This window comes from Nonomuraea sp. 3N208, from assembly GCF_052245935.1.
In the GTDB taxonomy this organism is placed as follows: domain Bacteria; phylum Actinomycetota; class Actinomycetes; order Streptosporangiales; family Streptosporangiaceae; genus Nonomuraea.
Window position 1 is genome coordinate 232,655 of record NZ_JBQQBR010000010.1, and the last position, 23,149, is coordinate 255,803.

General features: G+C 70.5%; 17 protein-coding genes. 5 read left to right on the plus strand and 12 right to left on the minus strand.

The window, feature by feature from the left end; genetic code table 11:
• The first annotated feature begins 4 nt into the window (after positions 1-4).
• Both ACTWPT_RS17850 and ACTWPT_RS17855 read left to right on the plus strand, forming a co-directional pair.
• Positions 5-457: a hypothetical protein gene (locus ACTWPT_RS17850; protein ID WP_443178505.1), complete on the plus strand. Its 453-nt coding sequence runs from the start codon at positions 5-7 to the stop codon at positions 455-457.
• Between the two features lie 115 nt (positions 458-572).
• Complete coding sequence (locus ACTWPT_RS17855) at positions 573-1,055, plus strand: hypothetical protein (protein ID WP_443178506.1); 483 nt, start codon at positions 573-575, stop codon at positions 1,053-1,055.
• A 4-nt stretch (positions 1,056-1,059) separates the two neighbouring features.
• On the opposite strand, the gene ACTWPT_RS17860 is transcribed toward ACTWPT_RS17855, so the two are convergent.
• The 3 genes from ACTWPT_RS17860 to ACTWPT_RS17870 all read right to left on the minus strand — a co-directional run bounded on the left by ACTWPT_RS17860 (position 1,060) and on the right by ACTWPT_RS17870 (position 7,313).
• The gene (locus ACTWPT_RS17860; RefSeq protein ID WP_443178543.1) at positions 1,060-2,943 is read right to left on the minus strand and encodes an ABC transporter ATP-binding protein; all 1,884 of its coding nucleotides are present in this window, start codon (positions 2,941-2,943) and stop codon (positions 1,060-1,062) included.
• Positions 2,943-4,691 (minus strand): ABC transporter ATP-binding protein, encoded by a 1,749-nt coding sequence (locus ACTWPT_RS17865; RefSeq protein ID WP_443178507.1) that lies wholly within the window; start codon positions 4,689-4,691, stop codon positions 2,943-2,945. The genes ACTWPT_RS17860 and ACTWPT_RS17865 overlap by 1 nt, the downstream gene beginning before the upstream one ends.
• A gap of 267 nt (positions 4,692-4,958) precedes the next feature.
• Entirely contained in the window at positions 4,959-7,313 is a 2,355-nt protein-coding gene (locus ACTWPT_RS17870) for a hypothetical protein (RefSeq protein ID WP_443178508.1), read from the minus strand.
• A 503-nt stretch (positions 7,314-7,816) separates the two neighbouring features.
• On the opposite strand from ACTWPT_RS17870, the gene ACTWPT_RS17875 reads away from it, so the two are divergent.
• Positions 7,817-8,980 carry a pyridoxal phosphate-dependent aminotransferase gene (locus ACTWPT_RS17875; protein ID WP_443178509.1) on the plus strand — a complete coding sequence of 388 codons (1,164 nt, stop codon included), beginning with the start codon at positions 7,817-7,819 and terminating at the stop codon, positions 8,978-8,980.
• A 6-nt stretch (positions 8,981-8,986) separates the two neighbouring features.
• On the opposite strand, the gene ACTWPT_RS17880 is transcribed toward ACTWPT_RS17875, so the two are convergent.
• Both ACTWPT_RS17880 and ACTWPT_RS17885 read right to left on the minus strand, forming a co-directional pair.
• A complete protein-coding gene (locus tag ACTWPT_RS17880; RefSeq protein WP_443178510.1) occupies positions 8,987-10,651 on the minus strand; it encodes a PstS family phosphate ABC transporter substrate-binding protein in 1,665 nt (554 codons plus the stop codon).
• Between the two features lie 103 nt (positions 10,652-10,754).
• On the minus strand, positions 10,755-11,804 hold the full coding sequence (locus ACTWPT_RS17885; protein ID WP_443178511.1) for a glycerophosphodiester phosphodiesterase family protein: 1,050 nt from the start codon (positions 11,802-11,804) through the stop codon (positions 10,755-10,757).
• A 452-nt stretch (positions 11,805-12,256) separates the two neighbouring features.
• Between ACTWPT_RS17885 and ACTWPT_RS17890 the strand changes: the two genes are divergently transcribed.
• Positions 12,257-14,587 carry an ATP-binding cassette domain-containing protein gene (locus ACTWPT_RS17890; RefSeq protein ID WP_443178512.1) on the plus strand — a complete coding sequence of 777 codons (2,331 nt, stop codon included), beginning with the start codon at positions 12,257-12,259 and terminating at the stop codon, positions 14,585-14,587.
• A 12-nt stretch (positions 14,588-14,599) separates the two neighbouring features.
• Here ACTWPT_RS17890 and ACTWPT_RS17895 read toward each other — a convergent pair whose 3' ends face one another.
• From ACTWPT_RS17895 to ACTWPT_RS17905, 3 genes are all read right to left on the minus strand, one after another.
• A complete protein-coding gene (locus tag ACTWPT_RS17895; protein ID WP_443178513.1) occupies positions 14,600-15,451 on the minus strand; it encodes a hypothetical protein in 852 nt (283 codons plus the stop codon).
• An 81-nt stretch (positions 15,452-15,532) separates the two neighbouring features.
• A complete protein-coding gene (locus ACTWPT_RS17900) occupies positions 15,533-16,435 on the minus strand; it encodes a S66 peptidase family protein (protein WP_443178514.1) in 903 nt (300 codons plus the stop codon).
• Positions 16,422-17,147 (minus strand): SIR2 family NAD-dependent protein deacylase, encoded by a 726-nt coding sequence (locus ACTWPT_RS17905; RefSeq protein WP_443178544.1) that lies wholly within the window; start codon positions 17,145-17,147, stop codon positions 16,422-16,424. Before ACTWPT_RS17905 ends, ACTWPT_RS17900 begins: the two co-directional genes overlap by 14 nt.
• A gap of 42 nt (positions 17,148-17,189) precedes the next feature.
• Here ACTWPT_RS17905 and ACTWPT_RS17910 point away from each other — a divergent pair, with 42 nt between their 5' ends.
• Positions 17,190-18,065 carry a sulfotransferase family protein gene (locus tag ACTWPT_RS17910; protein WP_443178515.1) on the plus strand — a complete coding sequence of 292 codons (876 nt, stop codon included), beginning with the start codon at positions 17,190-17,192 and terminating at the stop codon, positions 18,063-18,065.
• Here the strand turns inward: ACTWPT_RS17910 and ACTWPT_RS17915 are convergent.
• From ACTWPT_RS17915 to ACTWPT_RS17930, 4 genes are all read right to left on the minus strand, one after another.
• Entirely contained in the window at positions 18,043-19,929 is a 1,887-nt protein-coding gene (locus ACTWPT_RS17915; protein ID WP_443178516.1) for an ABC transporter ATP-binding protein, read from the minus strand. The two genes, ACTWPT_RS17910 and ACTWPT_RS17915, sit on opposite strands and share 23 nt — an antisense overlap.
• Positions 19,930-20,178: 249 nt before the next feature.
• The gene (locus ACTWPT_RS17920) at positions 20,179-21,000 is read right to left on the minus strand and encodes an enoyl-CoA hydratase/isomerase family protein (protein WP_443178517.1); all 822 of its coding nucleotides are present in this window, start codon (positions 20,998-21,000) and stop codon (positions 20,179-20,181) included.
• A gap of 123 nt (positions 21,001-21,123) precedes the next feature.
• Entirely contained in the window at positions 21,124-21,339 is a 216-nt protein-coding gene (locus tag ACTWPT_RS17925; RefSeq protein WP_020547488.1) for a helix-turn-helix domain-containing protein, read from the minus strand.
• A 113-nt stretch (positions 21,340-21,452) separates the two neighbouring features.
• Complete coding sequence (locus ACTWPT_RS17930) at positions 21,453-23,051, minus strand: ABC-F family ATP-binding cassette domain-containing protein (protein WP_443178518.1); 1,599 nt, start codon at positions 23,049-23,051, stop codon at positions 21,453-21,455.
• Positions 23,052-23,149: the final 98 nt, after the last annotated feature.

Below are 23,149 nucleotides of genomic sequence, written 5' to 3' on the forward strand. Positions count from 1 at the left end.
CTGGATGAACGGTGACCACGACGCCCGCGGGACGCACCTATCCCGCGGGCTCGCGGCACTCGCGCTGACGGCCGTCGCGCTGGACGCGGCGGCCGGGTGCTCATGGATACGCGGCTGCGCCGAGACCCGGCTGCAGGTCGAGCCGCTCCACGTGACCGACACGTCGGCGCCCGTCACGCTCACCGCCAGGCTCACCACGGACGACGGCAGGCCCGTCGCCCGCGCGCGCATTCATTTCTTCGCGCGGATCGGCGCACCGGGCGAGCAGCTGGGTGAGCAGATCGGCGATGGCATCACCGACGCCGACGGGGTGGCCAGTCTGGTGCGGCGCGACGGCGTGGCGGGTCTCGTGCTGCCGGGCAAGCGCGTGGTCGGTTACTCGGCCCAGTTCGCCACGATCGGTGAGGTCGGAGGCAAGGACTACTGCTGGACCGAGGCCACCGCGCCCATCACCTGAGGACTCGACCGTAATGTCGGTGGCGTCTCGTTTGCGGCCAGAGCGGCCTCCGGCCTGTCCACAGATCGTGCGGCTTCGGCCCCCTCTCATGCCGTGAGCCGTCTAACATGACGGCATGGCCGCTCCACAGCACCGAGCCCACATCGCCGGCCGCGTCCAGCGCCTGGAGGCCTGGGCCTTCCGCACTGGCGCCGACGTGGCGGACATCAAGGTGGCCGTGGAGAAGCTTCCCGCAGTGATCCGTCAGGAGGTCCTGGCCAACGCCGAGCCGGTGTTCGGGGAGATCATGGCCGGTCGCGCCACCCTCGCGACGAAGGAGGACCTGAACGACCTCGAGCGGCGGCTGACCGAGCTGATGGAGAAACGGTTCGGGTCGGTTGACACCGAGTTCCGATCGGTCAACGCCAGGTTCGAGTCGGTTGACGCCGAGTTCCGGTCGGTCAACGCCAAACTCCAGTCGGTCGACACCAAGCTCCAGTCGATCGACGCCAGGTTCGAGTCGGTCGACGGCAGTTTCGATTCGGTCGACGCCAAGCTCCAGTCGCTCGACGCCAAGCTCGACCAGGTCCTGGCGGCCCTCAGCAAGACAGACGGGTAGGGACTCAGTCGCCCGCTCCTTCCTCGGCTTCCGTGATGCGCTCGGCGCTCCACAGGCGGCGCATCTCTGGGCAATGCTCCAGCAGCTCACCGAGGGGGCCGCGCCCGGCGACGCGGCCGCGGTCGAGGACGATGATCTGGTCGGCGCGTTCGAGTGCGGCCTGCCGGTGCGACACCACCAGGACGGTCTCCGGCCCGCGGCCGGCGATCCGGTCCCACAGCAGGCGCTCGGTCTCGACGTCCAGCGCGGACGACAGGTCGTCGACGACCAGCAGATCCGGAGCACGCACCAGAGCCCGGGCGGCGGTGGCCCGCTGGACCTGGCCGCCGGACAGCCGTACGCCGCGCGGGCCGACCACCGTGTCCAGACCGTCCGGCATCTCGGCCAGGTCCGCCTCGAACGCCGCCAATTCCAGTGCCCGGCGGATCTCGTCGTCGGTGGCGGACCGGCCGAGGAGCAGGTTCTCGCGCAGGGTCTCGGAGAACAGGCGCGGGATCTGGCCGGCGTAGGCCGCGCGACCGGGGACGAGGAACGTGCCCGGGTCGTCGATCGGGGCGCCGTTCCAGGAGATCCCGCCGGAGTGCAGTGGCAGGAGGCCGAGCAGAGCGCGGATCAGGGTCGTCTTGCCGGAGCCGACGGCCCCGGTGACGACGGTGAAGGTGCCGTGTTCGAGGCGCAGGTCCACGTCGAAGACGCCGCGTCCGTCGTGGCCGTCATGGCCGTCATGGCCGTCATGGCCGTCGTAGCCGTCGTGGTGGTCGTGGTGGTCGTGCCGGACTGTCAGTCCGCGTGCCTCGAGGACGGCCAACCGGTCCCCGCCCTGCGAGAGCCCGTCGGCGCCTCCCGGACGAACCGCCGCCGGTGATGGTGGAGACGGGTCGTGACGAAGCCAGACGCCGTTGTTCCTGGACAGGTCGTCGGCGTTCTCGTGGGGTGCCATGAGGCGGGTGAGCCGGTCCACGGCGACGGCCGCCTGCGGCAGCCCGTACAGGGTTGCGCCGATCGCCCGTGGCAAGGCCGTCAGCCAGCCGATGTAGCTGGTGAACAGCGCCAGGTCGCCGACCGTGAACTCGCCGCCGCGCATCGCGGGCGCGGCCAGCAGCAGCACGAGGCCGATGCTGAGCTCGATGGTCGTGCCGGTGGTGGCGTCGAGGAGGTCGGTCGCGAGCCGGTCCTTGACGGCGGCGTCGCGCCGGCGCCGGTTGTGTTCCCTGAGCCGCTCCAGCGCCGCTTCCTCGGCGCCGGCGGTCTTGATGGCGAGCACGCCGCCGAAGAGCTCGCCGATGTACGCGGTGACGGCCGCGCCGAGCACCCTGGACCGCCGGTGCCACCGGGCGATCGGCCCCCGCAACGTCCTGCTCAGCACGCCGACGGCGAGCATCGGCACCACCAGCACCAGCGTGATCACGGGGTCGATGGATGCCATGATCACCAAAGCGGCTGCGGCGAAGAGTGTCGTGCCGCCCAGGGTGACGCTCTCGTCGGTGAAGTCGACCGTGTCGGCCACGTCATCGCGCAGGCGCGCGACCGACTCGCCGGAGGAGTGCGGCAGGCGGGCGGCGGCGGGGCCCCGGGCGGTGAGGATCGAGCGCAGTACGTTGGACCGCAGCAGGGTCGCCGCCGCGCACCACCAGTAGACCCCATACGTCCACGCGATGACGATCATCACGCCACGGACGATCTCGACGCCCACGAACGCCGCGCACCACCACAACGACAGCTCGAGGCTCGCCGGATGGTGCCCGCTGAGCTGGTCGAACAGTTGCCGCAGCACCAGCCCGCCGGCGAGCGGGACGACATGGACCGGCATCCACAGCAGCGCGCCGACCAGGTAGCGGCGCAGGTCGAATGTGGCCAGCCTGGTGGCCACCACCATCACCGGCTTCATCACCTGCTCACCCCCGCCAGGTCGAGCAGGCGCCCGAACCGGCTCTGGGGATCGGCGGCGAGGTCGGCGCGGCGGCCGTACTCGATGATCTTGCCTTGGTCGAGTACGGCGATCTTGTCCACGCGGGACAGCGAGGAGAGCCGGTGCGCGATGATCACACCGGTTCTGCCGTCGAGCAGGCGGTCGATGCTCCGCTCGATGCGGCGTTCGGTGGCTGGGTCGAGCCGGCTGGACGCCTCGTCCAGCACGACGAGACCCGGATCGGCCAGGTACGCCCGCGCGAACGCGATGAGCTGCGCCTCGCCCGCGGAAACGTCGCGTACCTCGGTGTCGAGCCCGTCTGGCAGGGCGGCCAGCCAGTCGCCCAGACCGACGCCGTCGAGGATCTCGCGGAGCCGGTCGTCGCCCGGCGACGGCCGGAACAGCGTCAGGTTGTCGCGCACACCGGCCGCGAACAACTGCACGTCCTGCGTGACGACGCCGATCCGGCGGCGCAGGGAAGCCGGGTCCACCTCGCGCAGGTCGAGCCCGCCGACGCGCACCGCACCCTCGAGCGGGTCGTAGAGGCGCAGGATGAGCCGGGCGAGGGTGGTCTTGCCGCTGCCCGTGCGGCCGACCAGGCCCAACGTCTCGCCGGGAGCGAGATCGAGGGTGATGCCCGACAGCACCTGCTCGTCGTCGCCCGGGTAGGCGAAGCTGACGCCGTCGAGGCGCAGGCCGAGCGGCCCGGCCGGGGGCAGCGGCCGCGGGCGGGCCGGGTCGGGGAGGGTGCGCCGTTCGGCCAGCAGGCCGCCGATGCGGGAGAGGCCGGCCAGCGCCGCCTGGTATTCCCGGATCTGGTCGATCAGCCGCTCGAACGGCGCTCGTACCATCACCGTGTACTGGAAGAGCAGCACGGCGGTGCCGACCGTGAGCGTGCCTGAGGTCATGGCCCAGGCGGCGAGACCGAGCATGATCGCCGTTCCGGTGGCGAAGGCCACCGATGTGCCGGCCAGGAGGGCGGTCCCGACACGGGCGTCGCTGTTCTCGGCGCGGAACAGGGCGGCGCTGACCTGGTGGAAACGGCGTACCGCATGCTCTCCCGCGCCGTTGGCCCTGATGTCCTCGGCGCCGGCGAGCCGCTCTTCGAGGTGGCCGAACAGGGTCGCGCTCGCCGCCCGCGAGCGGGCTGCGGACGGCACGGCCGCCTGCTGGGCGCGGGCCATGCCGTACCCGATCAGGACGCAGTACGCCAGCAGCGCGCACCCGATGCGCCAGTCGACGCCGAACACGACGACCACCACCCCGGCCAGGAGCAGGACGCTGGCGACGACGTCCAGCAGGAACGCGACGACGAAGTCGGCGACCGCCACGACGTCGCCGTCCACGCGTTCGATCAGCTCGCCGGGCGTGTGCCTGCCGTGGAAGGCCATGTCCAGGCCGAGCGCGTGTCCGGCGAGCCGCTCACGAACGCGGTTGGTGCCGTCCCAGGCGAGCCGGCTGGCCAGCCAGGCGGTCACCATCCTGGCGGCCTGCCCGGCGACGGCCAGGACGAGGTAGCCGAGGGCGATCAGGGTCAGGTGGCGGGTGCTCGCTCCGCCGATCGCGTCGTCGACGAAGCGGCGGGTGATCTGGGGCGCCGCCAGCGGAAGCGCGGTGGCGGCGGCGATGGCCGCGGCGAGCGCGGCGGCGGGGCGGGGTCCCGGCCGCAGCAGGCGCAGGACGGAGCTGCTATGCGGGGGAATCCTCTGGTCGGACGGTCGTCTCAAGAAGTGTCATGCCCTTGGCGTCGAAGGAGTCTGGGTGCTGGGGGGACATGAACGCTTCCCGCATCTCGGGGCCTCCTTGATCGCTGGACTGTCGCTGCGGGTGAGTACAGCAGCCCGCCGGGTGCCGGGGCAACCGATTTACCGCTCGACCGCCCATCGGACCAGGCCGGCGAGCCGCAGGTCCGCGTGCTGCTCCTCGCCCGCGGCCCGCCACCCGAGCTCGCCGGGGGCGCGGGCTGGGGAGCGGGGGCACGACGAGCAGGTCCATCAGCCGCACGCCTCCGCACGCGACGCCGGCCGCAGGTAGACGCAGCGCAGCCGGGCGGCGAAGCGCCGTCCGCCGTCGCGTAGCCAGCACTCCTCCGGTCCTGGCAGCGTCTCGGTCAGGGTGAGCCGTTCGGCGGTGCCGGCCAGGCGGGCCAGCTCCCCGATGAGGGCGGGCGCCCGGGTGTCGACGTAGACGGGGCTTCGGTCGGCGGCGGCGAAGAATGTGCGGGGCAGGTGGTGGAGGTCGCGCAGGCGGGCCATGGCCAGCAGCAGGTCGCGGTCGCCTCCGGCCCGGCCGAGCGCGTCGAACGCGATCCTGCCCAACCGCCATCGCCGCCGGGAGATGACGACGTTCCCCCACGTCAGGCGGGGTGTCCTGGGCAGGTCCGGCAGGGCGGGCGGCCGGAGTCTCGGCAGGCCGAGCGCGGTGTGCAGGGCGTGCCCCGGTTCGCCGTTGTGGAACATCAGCGGCTCGTCGGTGCCCTTGGCGTGCAGGACGGCGTGGTGGCCGTCGCTGCGCACGTACAGGTCGTCGAGCCCGACGCGGCGCCGCCGCGGGTCCGCCGCCACGCCCCCGGACTCCAGCACGGGCCCGGGGAGTTCGGGCGAGGGCAGGCCGTCGGCGCGGGGCGAGACGACGTTGAGCGGGGTGAACCCGCGCAGCGCCCGCGCGACGGCCGCCGAGCTCCAGCGAGCCCCGTCCCGCTCGGCCGAGCTCCGGCGAGCGCCGGCGACCTCCGGAGCTCCGCCGTCCCGGTGGAACCTCAGCTCCCACGGCGTGAGCAGCGGCGCGTTGTGGAGCCCGCCGAGCACCAGCGGGGTCACGCCCGGCTCGTACGCCTCCAGCGCCGGCGCCGCCACCATGACGTCGGCCGTGCACAACACCGGCGCGGCCGGGGGGACGGGCTCCCCGAACAACCCGGCGAGGTCCAGGGTGACGGCGTCCGGAGCCGCGTCGTGGACTGGTCCGGCGATCCGGTCGCCGCGCTGGATCTCCAGGTTCCCCGCCGCCTGCAGCGCCTCGGCCAGCTCGAACGTGCCCGCCCCGAGCCGCCCGGCGAGCAACCGGTTGGTGCGGAGCCTGGTCAGCTCGGCCTCCTCGGCGAGCGGTCCGAGTGCCGCGGGCACGCGTTCGCGCAGGTCGGCGGCGAGCGGGTCGCCGACGGTGACGTGCAGGGTGCCGGCCGCGGCCTCGTACACGACGACGCGCTCGTCGCGCCCGGCCCGCTGGCCGCCGCCGGCGAGGGCCTCGATCCTGCTCTGCACGGCCAGCTTCACGTCGGGCGAGGCGGCGGGGTACCGCTCGAGCAACTCGGCGATCTCCCTGACCCGCCGCCCCACGGGCAGGTCGGTCCCGGCGGCCGACCGCGGGCGGGCGAAGGCCCGCCGCCGCTGCGCGTGCACCTCCCGTGCCGCCACGAGCCCCGGCTCCGGCGCGGCGGGAGCCTCCTCGCCGGGCAGCCGGTCGCGGAGCCAGCCGAGCGGATCGGAGACGGTGGCGGGCGGGCACAGATCGTGGGTGAGCAACCCGCGGCGCACCGCCACGGCGAGCGCCGCCGAGGCCCGCTCCAGTCCCGTGCCGGTGTCGGCGGCGATCTCGGCGATCGTGCGGCGGCCGTCGCAGTGACCGGCGAAGGCGGCGCCGTCCTGCCCCGTGCCCATCCCCGGGCCCGCCCCGGTCCGCCGTCGTGGCACGAGCCCGGCGACGAGCGTGGGGTCGGCCAGGATGCGTTGCTGGAGCGCCTCGCCGATGCGGCCGGCGGGGTAGGCGATCCGCCGGGCGCATTCGCGGTGCCCCGCCCAGGTGTAGCCGCTGTCGCGGCCGGGCTCGATGCGGGCGAAGTCGATGGGCGCGTAGAAGCCGGTTCTGGCGCATCGGGTGGCCAGCCGCTGCAGGTGGGGTGCGAGCTGCCGCGCCGCCTCGGCCGGGCCCCGCCGCAGCTCGCGGTAGGCGGCGGGAGCGGAGCAGACCAGGGCGTCGAGGAAACGTTCGTCGGCGGCGATCGCGGCGGTGGCCGTCCTGGCCCGCCCGGCGTCGGCGGCGACCATGTCGGCCAGGGCGAGACGCGCCTCTTCCAGCAGGCCGGTCACCCGGTTCCACTCTGCCAGCCAGTCTGCGGGGCCGGGCGTGCCGGGCGGCAAGGGACGCAGCCTGCGCAGGCGGCCGCGCAGCGCCCGCGGCAGCCGACCCCCCTCCTGTGGGCAGGCGAGCAGGTCGAGCGCCTGCCGCTCCAGCCGTACGACGGCCGCCGCCGTCTCGGCCGCCCGCGGGTAGGCCAGCGACGCGACGAGCTCCCAGGGGAACCCGGCACTGCGAACGACCACGGACGGCAACAGAGTCCATTCGGCGGCCATGTACGCGCCTCCCTTTCTCCCGCGGCGAATTCAGAAAGCACGCCCAAGCCAGATGCTTACAAGATCACTTTTCCGTGTCAATGCATTCTCGCATGAGAAAAAATGGAGAGTGGTGACCGAACGCAAATGCAACTCACGGAGGATTGCCCGCCAACAACGGCAAATGCCTTCATATGGGACACGGCCTGTTTACTTGCCGTAGCCGTCCACCTGTCCTGCCTGTACAACCAGCAAGGGGACAGAGGAGCGCACCCCCGGACGGACATCCGGAATTCTACGCCGAATAATGGCGGAAGATTTTCACCGGAAATAATTGGCGGGCGCCGGCCCGACGTATGCTCCGGATGGTTACGGCGATCCGGTCAATTATCTTCCCCGCGGCCGTCGTCGTTTTCCGCCGCCCTTCCGCCGGACGCTCCGCCGAACAGGCGCACACCGCCGTGAACCGGTCACTCCATCGGCGCGTACCTACACACATCGGACACGTGTTCCATGGAGGTGTCGTGGAGCTCAGCCTCTTGCGTACACAGGCGCACAGCCCGTCGTACTTCACACTGATGCGCAGCTCGTCCGGAGAGCGCGCCCCAGTGGATTTCTGCATACCGTGCAACCCGTACTTCCCGACGCCGGAGATCTTCGAGCACCTCGGGAGGAATCTGGAGACGATACTGAAGTTCTATCCGAGCGACGCGGGCACGATCACCGCGGAGCTCTGTTCCACGCTCGGCCTCCACCCCAAGACGGTCGCCATGGGCAACGGATCGACCGAGCTGATCACCTGGATCGACCACCTCCTGGTACGGGAGAGCCTGGCGGTGCCGATCCCCACCTTCGGCCGCTGGACCGACCAGCCGCTGGAGACGGGCAAACGGGTGGACATGTATCCGCTGCTGGAGAGCAGGAACTTCGCCCTCGACGTGAACGACTACGTCTCGTTCATCCGCATGCGCGGCTCCCGCGTCGCGGTGATCTGCAACCCGAACAACCCGGATGGGGGCTACCTGCCCAAGCACGAGGTCGTGCGGCTCCTGGACAAGCTCATCGACCTGGACCTGGTGATCGTCGACGAGTCCTTCGGCGACTTCGTGGACGCCGAGCCGTACCCGGGCGTGGCGGCGGAGGCCGCGGTACGGCCGAACGTGATCGTGCTGCGCAGCCTGGGCAAGAACTTCGGCCTGCACGGCATCCGCTTCGGCTACATGGTCGCCAACCCGGCGCTGGCCGGCCGGGTCCGCGACGCGCTGCCCAAGTGGAACCTCAACTCGTTCGCCGAGGTCATCGTGTTCATGATGAAGCAGTTCGTCGTCGAGTACCAGGACAGCCTCAAGCGGCTGAACCAGGACAGGCGGGCGATGTTCCAGCAGCTCAGCACCATGCCGGGGCTGTCGGTGTTCGCGTCGCAGGGCAATTTCCTGCTGGTGAAGCTGCCGCCCGGGCACGACGGGGTGCCGCTGCGCGATCACCTGCTGACCGAGCACGGCGTGTACGTCCGCGAGTGCGGCAACAAGCTGGGCACCACCAGCCAGTTCCTGCGGCTGGTGGTGCGTCCGCAGGAGGACGTGCGGCGACTGCTGATCGGGATGACGCAGTTCCTGTACTCGGGCAGCCTGCACGAGATCCCGGTGATCGGCGTGCATCACCGGCACGCCAACCCCCTGTCCGCTTGAGACCGCTCAGCGCAGCTCGCACGCCTCTTCGAGGCCCTCCTTGGTCACGCACGGGTCGAAGCCCACCTCCGCGAGCCGCACCTGGGCCAGCGCGTGCGACCGCGCGAAGTCCATGAAGGAAGCCGCCAGGGAGCCGGCACCGGGCCGCTCCTTGGCGTAGAGGTGCTCGACCGTCCAGAACGGGTACCCGGCCTGCGCGGCGGTCTCGGGGTCGAACGCCTCGCCGTCCAGGGTCAGCGCCGTGACCGTGCCGGCCTTGCGCGCCTCGGCGAGCGAGGCCGCGTCGGCGTACCCGATCGCGCCCGGGATCGTGCTGATCTTGTGGATCACCTCGGCGTTGTCCTGGCGCTCGCACCGGATGACCGGCGCACTCGGGTTACGGTCCTTGTCCAGGCACTCGTTGGAGGACAGCACGTTCTCGCCGGTGCGCAGCACCTGCTGCTCGTACAGATCCCGGGTTCCTGAGTCCTGGTCGCGGCTGACGATGCGGATGGGCAAGGGCGTCTTGTCGTCGCGGAGCCGGCTCCAGTCGGTGTAGTCGCCTTTGTTGATCTTGCGGAGGTCGTCGACGCTGAGCGTCGCGAGGCCGACGCCACTGTTGACGACCACGTGGAATGTGACGATCGCGAGCTTCTCGGCGTGCAGCCGGTCGTGGTGGACCTTGCTCTTGCCGTCCGACACCGCGATGAGGTTCGCGTTCGCACCGGCCTCCGCGACTCTGCGCACGCCGCCGATGGAGCCGGTGGCCTCGGTGAGGATGCGGGCGTCGCCGCACACCTTCTCGTACTCGTCGGCCACGGCCCGCATCGCCGGCATGAACACGGTCGAACCCACGACGCGCAGCTCGCCGGAGGCGCATGCGACGGTGGGGTCGCGCGGGTCGGACAGCTGGCTGAGCACGAGCAGGGCGCTCAGCACGATCACCAGCGCGACTGTGACGCGCGGCAGCGTGACGCGGCGGTTCTCGCGCTCGTCCTGGATCAGGCCTGCGTCCTTGAGCTTGCCGCTGTGCCCGACGACCTTGGTGATCTCGCCCTCGCCGGAGTCGGGCTCCCGCAGGACGACGACCAGCTTGGCCTTCTGACCGCGCTTCATCCGCAGCCCGTCCAGCCGCACGCCGTGCCAGGCCGGCTCGGCGACGTCCTGTCCTTGGACAGAGGAGGCGCCCAGCCAGCGCGCCATCCGGTCCGAGAGCCGCTGCCGCACCGTGACGAGGCCGTCCTTGGCGGGCTGGTCCTCCTCGGGGAAGAAGCGCAGGCTCTCGCGGAGGTGCTCGCGCAGCTTGTCGGTGCTGGCGTCGGACACCCTGGCGTTCCACACCAGCCGCCCGCCGAACGTGAACGACAGCGGCCGCTCGAAGTCGTCGGGGTCGATGTCGTAGCTGCCGCTGTTGCGGATGCGGATGACGACGATGCTCATCCGGCCGAGCAGCCGCGCCACCCGGCGCAGCTGCGGCGGCCCGTGCTCGGCCGGGTCGGCCCCGCCGTTGTGCTGCTCGGGGCCCAGCCCGATCTTGGAGTTGTACAGGACGCGGAAGCTGATGCGCTTGCGGCGCACCAGCAGCCGGTCGACGTACGGCGCCACCAGCAGGAGCACGATGCCGAACAGGACCGGGCCCACGCCACCGAGGAACTCCACCAGCCGCCGCAGCAGCTCAAGCACGGCCTCCACCGACGCTCCCTAAGATCCCCCTTTACTGCTTCAATTGTCACTTTCTGGAGATCACTGAACGGCGGGGCACCGATCGTTCACGAGCTGTTCGGCCCGCGGAAACCTAGCCCTTGTGGAGCTTGTACGGCCGGGGCAGCTTGAACCCGCGCTCGGCCATGACGGTGCGCAGCCGGTCCGGGTAGTCGGTGATGATGCCGTCCACGCCGTCGTCGATGAGCTTGTTCATGGTGGGCTCGTCGTCGATGGTCCACGGGATCACCTTCAGGCCGAGGGCGTGCGCCTGGTCCACCATGTCCTTGGTGACGTACGGGACGTAGGCCGGGTCGGTCACCTTGCCGTTCTGCGGGAACCCGTGCACCGGCGAGAACGCGTCCGCCCCGAACGACTTGACCGCCTTGAGCGGGTCGCCGCCGAAGTCGTCGATGTCGATGCCGCCCAGCCACGGCGAGGGGCCCGGCTGCCCGGTCTGCAGGAAGTCACGGTTGGTGAGCGCGACCAGCGGCAGTCGCGGCTCGACCTGCCGCATCCGCATGAGCGCGCCCCAGTCGAAGCTCTGGATCGTGACCTGCCGCAGCAGCCCGGCGCGCCGGATCTCGCGGGCCGTCACCTGCACGAACTGCTCGCGCGGCGCCGTCTCGTGCGGCGCCCCGGCCTCGACCTTGGCCTCGACGTTCAGCGTGACACCGCGGGCCCGGTACCGGTTGACCAGGTCGAACACCTCACCCAGGGTGGCCATCGGCGCTCCAGGCACGGCCCGCTGCCCGGGGAACTCCGCCAGCGTCAGCGACCCGCAGTCCATGGTCCTGACCTGCCGCAGGGTGAGCGTGTTGATGTACTTGCCGACGTACGGGAACTCGGGGTCACCCGGCACCGCGGGCGCCGTGTCGCGGCACTTCCTGTTGCTGATCCTCCGGTCGTGGGTGACGACCGCCTCGCCGTCCTCGGTGATCTGCACGTCGAGCTCCAGCGTGCTGATGCCAAGCTCCAGCGCGTTGGCGAACCCCGGCAGCGAGCTCTCCACCACGAGCCCGAGCCCGCCCCGGTGCGCCTGCAGGTCGAACCGCTTGTCCCGGTCGGCCGCGGCCACGCCGGGCGTGGCCAGGATCGCCGCGCCCACCGTCGTCGCGGCCGCAACCGCGTGCCATCTCTTCATGTGGCTCTTCATGTGGCCACAACATGGGGCATACGGGGGACGGCGGGGCGTACGGGAGCGGAACGAGGACTGCGGATCAGCTGAACGGACTGAAAGCAAGATTCTTTAGCGCGATTCCGTGGTCTCCAACCATTCCTAAGGACTGAGCATGAGGTGTCTTGAGCCGGTCGCGGACGGCCACCCCGGACGGGCCGAACCGGCATGCCCGCATGACCTGCACCCGCCTCCCAGCTCAGGGTTTCACATTGTGTGACAGCAAGGATGCCAAGAGTTGGCCCTGCCGAGTAGAACGTACGCGCGATATCGTCGGCAGGCTCATCCACAGACCGAAGGAGTGGGCCGGAACCGTCAGGCTGCTCTGATACACCAGCGTTTTACCGATGAGGACTACCCATACCCGCGTCCATGCCGTCACGGCCGCACTTCGGCCGCAACGCAACTAAGGGCACTTCATGCATCCTTTTGCACACTCAGACACCAGCAGCTCCAACCCCCTGGCGGGCAGCGTCCCGCACCACGATCACACGGCCGCCGACAGTCACGACCTCATCCAGGTCCGCGGCGCCAGGGAGAACAACCTCAAGGGCGTCTCCCTCGACATCCCCAAGCGGCGCCTCACCGTCTTCACCGGAGTGTCCGGCTCCGGCAAGTCCTCGCTGGTCTTCGACACGATCGCCGCGGAGTCCCGGCGGCTGATCGACGAGACGTACACCGCGTTCGTCCAGTCGTTCATGCCGAGCCTGTCCCGCCCCGACGTGGACGCGCTGCACAACCTCAGCGCGGCGATCATCGTCGACCAGGAACGGATGGGCGCCAACCCCCGCTCCACCGTGGGCACTGCCACCGACGCCCACACGATGCTGCGGATCGTGTTCAGCCGCATCGGCGAGCCCTACGTCGGCACCGCCTCCCACTTCAGCTTCAACATGGCCGAGGGCATGTGCCCGGAGTGCGAGGGGCTCGGCAAGGCGTCCGAGATCGACGTGGACGAGCTCGTCGACAAGGAGCTGTCACTGAACGAAGGGGCCATCAAGGTCCCCGGGTTCCCGGTGGACAGCTGGCAGTGGCAGGTCATCGCCGGCTCCGGCCTGTACGACCCCGCCGTCAAGCTGAAGTACTTCACCCCCGAGCAGTGGAAGGACCTCCTTCACAAGCCCGCGACGAAGCTCAAGTACGGCACGAACAACTTCACCTACGAGGGGCTCGCCCTCAAGGTCAAGCGCACCTACCTGGGCAAGGACCGCGAGTCCATGCAGCCGTCCGCGCGGGCGTTCGCCGAACGGGCGCTCAAGCTCACCGTCTGCCCCTCCTGCGACGGCTCGCGGCTCAACGAGTCCGCCCGCTCGGCCAGGATCGGCGGCAAGAACATCGCCGAGTGCTCGGCGATGCAGATCAACGACCTCGCCGGCTTCGTCCGCGACATCGGCGATCCGACGGTCGGCCCGGTGCTGGACGGGCTGCTGTCCACGCTGGACTCGCTGGTGGAGATCGGTCTCGGCTACCTGAGCCTGGACCGGGAGTCCGGCACGCTGTCGGGCGGCGAGGCGCAGCGGGTGAAGATGGTGCGGCACCTCAACTCCAGCCTCACCGACGTCACCTACGTCTTCGACGAGCCCACGGCCGGCCTGCACCCGCACGACATCCAGCGGATGAACAACCTGCTGCTCCAGCTGCGCGACAAGGGCAACACGGTGCTCGTGGTCGAGCACAAGCCGGAGACGATCGCGATCGCCGACCACGTGGCCGATCTCGGCCCGGGCGCGGGCACGGCCGGCGGGCAGCTCTGCTACGCGGGCGACCTGGACGGGCTGCGCGCCTCCGGCACGCTGACCGGCCGCTATCTTGACCACCGGGTACGGCTGCGCGAGGACGTCCGCAAGCCGGCCGGGCACCTGTCCATCGAGGGCGCGACCCTGCACAACCTGCGCGACGTGGGCGTGGACATCCCGCTCGGCGTGCTCACCGTGGTCACCGGCGTGGCCGGGTCGGGCAAGAGCTCGCTGATCCACGGGTACGTCGCGGGCCGCGAGGGCGTGGTCGTGGCCGACCAGTCGCCGATCCGCGGCTCGCGCCGGAGCAACCCGGCCACGTACACCGGGCTGCTCGACCCGATCCGGGCGGCGTTCGCCAAGGCCAACGGGGTCAAGCCCGGCCTGTTCAGCGCCAACTCCGAGGGCGCCTGCCCGGCCTGCAAGGGCATCGGCCTGATCTACACCGACCTGGCGATGATGGCCGGGGTGGCGTCGGTGTGCGAGGAGTGCGAGGGCAAGCGGTTCACGCCCAAGGTGCTGACGTACACGCTGCGCGGCAAGAACATCAGCGAGGTGCTGGGCATGTCGGTGGCCGAGGCCGGCGAGTTCTTCACCACCGGGCAGTCCAAAACGATCCTCGAGCGGCTGGCCGGCGTCGGGCTCGGCTACCTGGGCCTCGGGCAGCCGCTGAACACGCTGTCCGGCGGTGAGCGGCAGCGGCTCAAGCTGGCGATCAACATGGCCAGGAACGGCACGACGTACGTGCTGGACGAGCCCACCACCGGCCTGCACCTGGCCGACGTGGACCAGCTGCTGGCCCTGCTGGACCGGCTGGTGGAGGACGGCAACACGGTCATCGTGATCGAGCACCACCAGGCCGTGATGGCCCACGCCGACTGGATCATCGATCTGGGCCCTGGAGCCGGTCACGACGGCGGCCAGGTAATCTTCGCCGGCCCGCCGGCCGAGCTGGTCGAAACCGGTACCACGCTGACCGCGATCCACCTGCGCGAGTACGTGGGACGCGCCTAGAAGCGGCGGGGCTCAGACGGCGAGGCGGGCCAGGACCTTGGCGAACTCCGGGGGCGGAGCGACCACGAGCCTGGTCTGCCCCCGCTGCACGACGATGTCGGCCCTGATGAGGGTCAACCGGTCCGCGTGCCACCAGTAGACCTGAGGGCTGAGCCCGTCCGTGGACAGCGCGTGGACCCGCAGCCGCTCGATGGCCCGCACCACCCCGATGCCGTCCACCGGATGCACCAGCAGCGTGTACGGATCGGGGAGGACGGCCAGCACGCCGTCGTCCGGCACCTGCAGGTAGTCGCCCAGCCAGCGCAGATGCGTGGCGGCGGACGGCGAGCGGGCGGTCAGCCGGGTCACCGGTGTGCCCGACAGCTCGATGCCCTCCACGAGCAGCCGCTCGTCCTCGCGGACGTTACCGACGGCCAGGTCGAGCGCGTGCGCCGTGGGCACGGGCCAGCACCCTGCCTCCTCGGGACGCACCGAGCGCGAGCCCACGGTGAGCAGCTCCACCAGGTCGGCGTTGAGGTGGCGGCCCACCACCCTGGTCAGGTCGGCCACCTCGTCCACGGACTCCACGCGGGTGCGCAGCAGCGGCCGCGCCTGCTCCAGGTCGCACACGTCGACCTGCTCGCCTGCGGTGGCCACGGCGTGCGCGAGGTGCTCGGAGACCAGCACGGGCCAGTCATCCCTGGCCCGGCGCCCGGCCTCGCGCCGCAGCCCGGTGAGCCGGACGACCAGCGCGGTGTCGCCCGCGAGTGACCCCCTGAGCGTCATAGCGGAGCCGTCGCTGGCGAATTCGCAGGCGAATCCGCGGGACTCGGCAACGAGCGCGAGCAGGGAGTCGAGGTCGACGTCCTCGACGGGCCTGCACACGGGCTCCTCCGAGCTCCGACGTGCTCCGTCACGTCTGAACAAGCTCACGCGCCGTGTCCCTTTCTGTCGGATTCGTCCCTCCTACCTTGCCTGCTCCCCATCCCGGAACGTGTCAGCTAGCGAGCACGATTCGGTATCGATAACCCCAAGTCTCCCCAGCCACACAGTCATCTGCGGTGACCCGTGTCCCACAGGAAGGCCCGCCAGGATGGGCACTCCGAGCCGTCCGAGGCGGTCGCGGAGGACCGGATACGGGTCGGCGCAGTCCACCCACGACCCGAGCGCGATCCCCCGCACCCCGTCGAACGCCCCGGCCTGCAGCAGCTGGGTGAGCATGCGGTCGATCCGGTACGGCTCCTCCCCCACGTCCTCGAGGAACGCGATCCTGCCGGCGAACGACGGCTGCCACCGCGTGCCGCACATGGACGCCAGCAACGATAGGTTGCCTCCGGACAGCACGCCTTCGGCCCGGCCCGGCGCCAGCACCCGATCCCCCCGCACGGGCTGCGGGCTGCCGAAGACGGCGGCCTGCAGGCTCTCCCAGGTGAGCGGCTCGGGGCCCGGCTCGCGAGCCAGGACGTCGCAGGCGGCCATCGGGCCGTGCAGCGTGGGCACGCCCAGCTCGATGGCGAACGCGTTGTGCAGCGCCGTGATGTCGCTCGACCCGATGAGGACCTTGGGACCGGCTCGAGTTCCGGCCCGCATCGCGTCCCAGTCGAGCAGGTCGAGCAGGCGGGCGGCGCCGTACCCGCCTCTGCTGCAGAACACCGCGGAGACGGCCGGGTCGCACCAGGCGGCCTGCAGGTCGGCTGCGCGGGCGGCGTCGTCGCCCGCCAGGTAGTCGAGCTCCTGCCGGTCGAGGACGTGCGTGCCGGCCACCACCTTCAGCCCGAGGCCCTCCAGCCGCTCGATGCCGCGTTCGAGCAGGACGGCGTCGGGCGGGCCCGACGGCGAGACGATCGCGACGGTGTCACCTGGCTGCATCGATCAACTCCTGGACGAGTACGGGCAGTGCCTGGCCGATCGGCTCGTTGATCACCTGATCGGCGAAGGGGTCGTAGGGCGTGGGCTGGGCGTTGACGATCACCAGCTGGGCGCCCGCGTCCAGCGCCTCTCCGCACAGGCCGGCGGCCGGGTGCACGGTCAGCGACGTGCCGACCGCCACGAACACCTCGCAGGCGCGGGCGGCGTCGCGGGCGGCGGCCAGCACCTCGGGCTTGAGCGACTGGCCGAACGAGATCGTGTTCGCCTTCTGGATGCCGCCGCAGCTCGGGCACGGCGGGTCGGCCTCGCCCGCCGTGACCCTGGCGAGCACCTCCGGCATCGGCGTGATCAGGGCGCAGGACAGGCACTCGGCGCGGTGCACGGTGCCGTGCAGCTCGATCACCTTCTGAGGCGAGGAACCCGCGCGCTGGTGCAGCTCGTCGATGTTCTGCGTGATGAGGGCCCGAAGCAGGCCCGCGCGCTCCAGGTCGACCAGCGCCCGGTGCGCCGCGTTCGGCCGGGCCGTCCACGCCGGGTGATCGAGCCTGGCCTGCCAGGAGCGGCGCCTGACCTCCGGGTCGGCCAGGTAGCGGTCGATGGTCGCGTTCGCCTCGGCCTGCGGGTCCTTGGTCCACACGCCCTGCGGGCCGCGGAAGTCCGGAATGCCGGAATCAGTCGAGATCCCCGCTCCGGTCAGGACCGACACTGGCATTGGCTCGCTCACCTGGTAAACGGTGTCACACTTGACCTCCGTATGCGACTTCCGCCCCACATCCTCGTGGTCAACGGCATCAAGGTCCGCCGGCCAGTTTTTCTGCTCGGAGCTCCGCATTCCGGCACGGACCTGCTCGCCCGCGCCCTGAAACGCTCGCCGGGCTGCCACGTGACGATGGGCCGCGCGAGCGTGGCGCACGTGGTGTACGCCTTCGCCCGCAGGCCGTCCATCGGCCGCACGTCCGGCGCCGTTCGCGTCCTGCGCGACGCGCTCGCCGAGTCGTGGCAGGTGCTGCCCGGCTCCTGCGGGCAGTGCGCCGAGCCGTGCAGGGAGGCGGGCGGCGTCACCGGCGCAGGGCCGTGCGTGGCCACCGGCGAGATCACCCGGTTCGGCGACGGCAGCCCCGACCTGATCTACAGCGCGCCGGTGCTGCTGCAGGCGTTCCCCGACGCGCGGTTCGTGCAGCTCATCCGGGACGGCAGGGACGTCGCGGCCGGCATGCTGGCCGATCCTGCGTGCCTGGCCTGGTTCCGGCCCGCGATGCTGACGGAGCAGACCGAGTTCCCCAACGCGTTCCTGGGCGTCAACAAGGACGAGCACCTCGACCGGTGGAAGGCCATGCCGGCGGCGGGCAAGTGCGCCCTGCGCTGGCGCGGCGCCGTGCGCCTGAGCGCCGAGCTGCGCAGGACGCTGCCCGCCGAGCAGCTGCTGACCATCCGCTACGAGGACCTGGTGCGCAGGCCGCCGGAGGCGGTGGCCGCGCTCACCGAGTTCCTGGAGACGCGGGTGTCCAAGGTCCCGCTGTACGGGCACGCCGCCAAGGCCGGCTCCTGGCGCACCCGCCTGCGGCCGGACGACCTGGAGCTGGTGGAGAAGGTGGCGCGCGAGGAGCTCAAGCGGCTGGGCTATCAGTAGAACGGAACTGGGTGCGGTAGAGCTCGGCGTACAGGCCGCCGCGGGCCAGCAGCTCCGCGTGGCCGCCGCGCTCGGCGATGCGGCCCTCGTGCACGACGAGGATCTCGTCGGCCTCCCTGATCGTGGACAGCCGGTGCGCGATGACGAGCGACGTACGGCCCTCCAGCGCGGTCTTCAGCGCCTTCTGCACCGCAGCCTCCGACTCGGAGTCCAGGTGCGCGGTGGCCTCGTCGAGCACGACCACGCGCGGTGCCTTGAGCAGCAGCCTGGCCAGCGCGAGCCGCTGCTTCTCGCCGCCGGACAGCCGGTAGCCGCGGTCGCCGACGACGGTCTCGAGCCGGTCGGGCAGGCTCTCGACGAAGTCGCCGATCTGCGCGGCCCTGAGAGCCTCCCAGATCTCCTCATCACTCGCCTCCGGCCTGGCATAGCGGAGGTTGGCCGCGATCGTGTCGTGGTAGAGATGGGCGTCCTGCATGACCACTCCCACGGTGTCGCGGAGCGAGCCGAGCGTGGCGTCGCGCACGTCGAGGCCGTTGATCCGGACGGCGCCCTCGTTGACGTCGTACAGGCGGGAGACCAGCGAGGTGATCGTGGTCTTGCCCGCGCCCGAGTGGCCGACCAGGGCGATCAGCTGCCCGGGGCGGGCGGTGAACGACACGCCCTGCAGCACGGGATGCGACGGGCCCGTGTCCTGCCTGGCCACCGACTCCAGCGAGGCCAGCGAGACCTCCTCGGCGGCCGGGTACCGGAACCGCACGTCGTCGAACTCGATCGTCACAGGCCCTTCCGGCACCGGCACGGCATCCGGCTTCTCCGCCACCATGGGCTGGAGGTCGAGGATCTCGAAGACGCGGTCGAAGCTGACGAGCGCGGTCATCACGTCGACGTGCACGTTCGACAGCGACGTGAGGGGGCCGTACAGGCGCATCAGGAGGGCGGCCAGGGCCACCAGCGTGCCCAGCTCGAAGACGCCGGAGACGGACAGGACGCCGCCGATCCCGTACACCAGGGCCGTGGCCAGCGCCGCGACCAGGCCGAGCGCGACCCTGAAGACGGTGCCGTACATGCCGACCGTCACGCCGACGTCGCGCACCCTGGCCGCCCGGCTGCCGAAGATCTGGGCGTCGTCCTCGGGGCGGCCGTACAGCTTGGCGACCATGGCGCCGGCCACGTTGAACCGTTCGGTCGTGACGGAGCTCATCTCGGCGTCCAGCTGCATCTGCTCGCGGGTCAGCGCCGACATGCGGCGGCCGACGAACTTGGCGGGCACGATGAAGATCGGCAGCAGCACCAGCGCGACCAGCGTCACCTGCCACGACAGCACCAGCATGGCGCCCAGCACGAGGATCAGGCTGACCACGTTGGAGACGACCGACGACAGCGTGCTCGTCAGCGCGCGCTGGGCGCCGATCACGTCGGTGTTGAGCCTGCTCACCAGCGCGCCGGTCTGCGCCCGCATGAAGAACGCCACCGGCATGCGCTGCACGTGGTCGAACACCTCGGTGCGCAGGTCGTAGATCAGGCCCTCACCGATGCGGGCCGAGAACCACCGCTGCACCAGCGTCAGCCCGGCGTCCACCAGCGCCAGCACGGCGATCGCCACCGCCAGCCCGACCACGACGCCCGGCTGCCTGGGCAGGATGCCGTCGTCGATGATCGCCTTCATCAGCAGCGGGTTCGCGATCACGACGACCGCGCCGGCCACGACGAGCACTAGGAACGCCGCGATCTGCTTCGTGTGCGGCCGGGCGTAGCGCGCGATGCGCCGGACCGTGCCGGGGCGCAGCCGCTGTTTGGTCACGGAGTCGTCGCGCCGCAACGACGCCATCATCTGAGGCCCGAAGCCTCCACCCATCATCGCCATCCGGGGGATCCACCTCTCTCCCCCTCAAAGAGCGCTCCGCGCCACCCGCCGATTCCCGCCTAAGCTCACCGCGAACGCCGTCCCTCGCACCCTACCTAGCCCGAATACCCTGCCGCCCGGCGATCTCCAGCCCACGTTTCGGCGAGCCCACCCTCGGGACCGGCCCACCCCTCAGGGCGAGCGTGCCCTCCGGCACGTGCGGCGCTCAGCGGGCCAGGGGCCCGTGTGGCGCGGGGGCGACGGCGGGGGTCAGGGGAAGAGGGCCTTGAGGCGGGTGGCCTGCTCCAGGCCCTCGGCCACGCTCTGCTCCTCCAGGGTGCGTGATCGCGCCCCCTGGAGGAGTCGCTTGGTCGCGACAGCCGCGTCCCGATTGGTCGACAGCAGCTCCGCGGCCTTCTCTTGTACGGCTTGCGTCAGGTCGCCCCCGGCGACCACTTTCTCCGCGAGGCCGATCCGCATGGCCTCGTCCGCGTGCACGGTCCTGGCCGTCAGGCAGATGTCGATCGCCTTGGCCAGACCTACCAGCTCGACCAGGGGCTTGGTCCCCGTGAGATCGGGCACCAGGCCCAGTGCGGGCTCCTTCATGCAAAACGCAACATCATCGGCCACGATCCGCAGGTCACAGGCGAGCGCGAGTTGAAACCCGGCCCCGATCGCGTGCCCCTGCACTGCGGCGATGGAGACGATCTCCGGGCGGCGCAGCCACAGAAACCCCGCCTGGGCCTGTCTGATGCGCTGCTCGAACTCGGCGTCCCCGATCTTGACCGCCGAGCTGAACGAGCCCTGTCCGGGCACCCCCTCAGATGTGAACATTCGCAGGTCGATCCCTGCCGAGAAGGACGGTCCCTCACCTTTCACGACGACGACGCGCACCTGCTCGGGCAGGCTCTCGCCGATGCGAGCCAGTGCCGACCATGTCGCGAACGTCTGCGCGTTGCGCTTGTCCGGCCGGTCCAGCGTGATCGTCGCTATGTCACCGTCCACCTCGAAACGAAGCCCGATCTCCGCCAATCGCTCGGCTGAGACCTCCTCCGCGTACCCCCCACGCTGCCGCGCCTGTGCTTCCGTCATCGCCGATCCCTCCAGCCGTGGTGCTGTCCGTCGCGCCCGAGCCTACAGAATATGATTCTGGCCCGGGCGCGACGGCGGCTGACTAGGGACGGGCGGCTGCGGTCGCACGTTCCGAGGCGGCCGTCAGCGCTTGGACTTGCCTCGAGTCGCCCCGCCGCGCCCACGCAGAGTCACACCGGACTCGCTTAGGATGCGGTGGATGAACCCGTAGGACCGACCGGTTGAAGCCGCCAGGGCGCGGATGCTCTCGCCCGCGGCGTAGCGCTTCTTGAGATCGCCGGCCAGTTTTTCCCGGTCGGCCCCGGTGACCCGGGTGCCCTTCTTCAGTGTCTCGGCCACGAGTACCTCCTGTAGTGCCGGACTTCCGCAGCGTTACTCCGCCATGATCAGTCATTTCAGCGGGATCGGCTACCTACTCCACGGGAAAAGATCCGTACCCACTCAAATTAAGATCAGGCAAGTGCCACAAGATCGGAAAATTCGTCGCTCCACGCGTCTTCAGTTCCGTCAGGTAGCAAGATCACTCTATCCGGTGACAGGGCGTCAACGGCACCCTCGTCATGTGTCACTAGGACGATTGCTCCTGAATACGACCTCAGAGCGTTGAGAACCTGCTCCCGGCTGACCGGATCGAGGTTGTTCGTGGGCTCGTCGAGAAGGAGGACGTTGGCGCTCGAGAGCACCAGCATGGCCAGCGCCAGCCGGGTCTTCTCGCCGCCGGACAGGACACCGGCGGGCTTGTCGACGTCGTCGCCGGTGAACAGGAACGACCCGAGCACCTTGCGCAACTCGGTGTCGGTGAACTCGCCGCCGGCCGAGCGCATGTTCTCCAGCAGCGTACGCCCGGAGTCGAGGGTTTCGTGCTCCTGCGCGTAATAGCCGACCCTGAGGCCGTGGCCCGGCCGGATCTCGCCGGTGTCGGGCTCCTCGATACCGCCGAGCAGGCGCAGCAGCGTGGTCTTGCCCGCGCCGTTCAGCCCGAGGATGACGACCCTGTGACCGCGGTCGATGGCCACGTTGACGTCGGTGAAGACCTCCAGCGAGCCGTAGGACTTGGACAGGCCCTCGGCCATGAGCGGGGTGCGCCCGCACGGCTGCGGGTCGGGGAAACGCAGCCGCGCGACCTTGTCGCTCTGGCGCACCTCCTCGGTGCCGGACAGCAACCGGTGCGCACGGCGCATCATGTCCTGGGCGGCCTTCGCCTTGGTGGCCTTGGCGCGCATCTTGTCGGCCTGCGCCAGCAGCGCACCCGCCTGTTTCTCGGCGTTGGCGCGCTCGCGCTTGCGGCGTTTCTCGTCGGTCTCACGCTGGGCCAGATAGGCCGTCCAGCCGACGTTGTAGTGATCGATCGCCGACCGGTTGGCGTCCAGGTGCAGGACCTTGTTGACCGTCGCTTCAAGAAGGCCGACGTCATGACTGATGATCACCAAGCCGCCTTGATGGGATCGCAAAAAATCACGAAGCCACCCGATTGAGTCGGCATCTAGGTGGTTTGTCGGCTCGTCGAGAAGGAGAGTTTCCGCCCCACTGAAAAGAATGCGCGCCAATTCCACGCGCCGGCGCTGACCGCCGGAAAGCGTTTGCAGCGGCTGCGTCAGCACGCGGTCAGGCAACCCGAGGCTGGAGGCGATGGAGGCCGCCTCGGCCTCGGCCGCGTAGCCGCCCAGGACGTGCATCTGGTCCTCGAGCCGGCCGTACCGCCTGACCGCCTTCTCCCGCGTGCGATCATCGGCAGAGGACATGCCGAGCTCCGCCTCGCGCAGCTTGCGCAGCACCTCGTCGAGCCCGCGCGCGGACAGGATGCGGTCGCGCGCCAAGACCTGCAGGTCGCCGGTGCGCGGGTCCTGCGGCAGGTAGCCCACGCTGCCGCTGGTGGTGACGCCGCCGGCGGCGGGCAGCGCCTCGCCCGCCAGGACCTTGGTCAACGTCGTCTTGCCCGCGCCGTTGCGGCCGACGAGCCCGATCTTGTCACCGGCGTTGACGCGGAATGTGGCTTTCTCAATGAGCAGGCGCGCGCCGGCGCGCAGCTCGATATCATTGGCGATGATCATGGTGGCGGAACACTCCCGAGCTAGGAAACGAGGGTTTGGGCGTGCGACGCCGATCAATCGGGAGTGTGCATACCGATCAGTGTATGGCCACGGGCGGG

Excerpts from the sequence above, each read along its gene's own strand:
- ACTWPT_RS17920 (WP_443178517.1), bottom strand. The coding sequence starts at position 21,000 with ATGACGGAAGCACAGGCGCGGCAGCGTGGGGGGTACGCGGAGGAGGTC.
- ACTWPT_RS17905 (WP_443178544.1), bottom strand. The coding sequence starts at position 17,147 with ATGCCAGTGTCGGTCCTGACCGGAGCGGGGATCTCGACTGATTCCGGC.
- ACTWPT_RS17930 (WP_443178518.1), bottom strand. The coding sequence starts at position 23,051 with ATGATCATCGCCAATGATATCGAGCTGCGCGCCGGCGCGCGCCTGCTC.
- ACTWPT_RS17870 (WP_443178508.1), bottom strand. The coding sequence starts at position 7,313 with ATGGCCGCCGAATGGACTCTGTTGCCGTCCGTGGTCGTTCGCAGTGCC.
- ACTWPT_RS17855 (WP_443178506.1), top strand. The coding sequence starts at position 573 with ATGGCCGCTCCACAGCACCGAGCCCACATCGCCGGCCGCGTCCAGCGC.
- ACTWPT_RS17890 (WP_443178512.1), top strand. The coding sequence starts at position 12,257 with ATGCATCCTTTTGCACACTCAGACACCAGCAGCTCCAACCCCCTGGCG.
- ACTWPT_RS17900 (WP_443178514.1), bottom strand. The coding sequence starts at position 16,435 with ATGCAGCCAGGTGACACCGTCGCGATCGTCTCGCCGTCGGGCCCGCCC.
- ACTWPT_RS17885 (WP_443178511.1), bottom strand. The coding sequence starts at position 11,804 with ATGAAGAGATGGCACGCGGTTGCGGCCGCGACGACGGTGGGCGCGGCG.
- ACTWPT_RS17910 (WP_443178515.1), top strand. The coding sequence starts at position 17,190 with ATGCGACTTCCGCCCCACATCCTCGTGGTCAACGGCATCAAGGTCCGC.
- ACTWPT_RS17860 (WP_443178543.1), bottom strand. The coding sequence starts at position 2,943 with ATGAAGCCGGTGATGGTGGTGGCCACCAGGCTGGCCACATTCGACCTG.
- ACTWPT_RS17850 (WP_443178505.1), top strand. The coding sequence starts at position 5 with ATGAACGGTGACCACGACGCCCGCGGGACGCACCTATCCCGCGGGCTC.
- ACTWPT_RS17915 (WP_443178516.1), bottom strand. The coding sequence starts at position 19,929 with ATGGCGATGATGGGTGGAGGCTTCGGGCCTCAGATGATGGCGTCGTTG.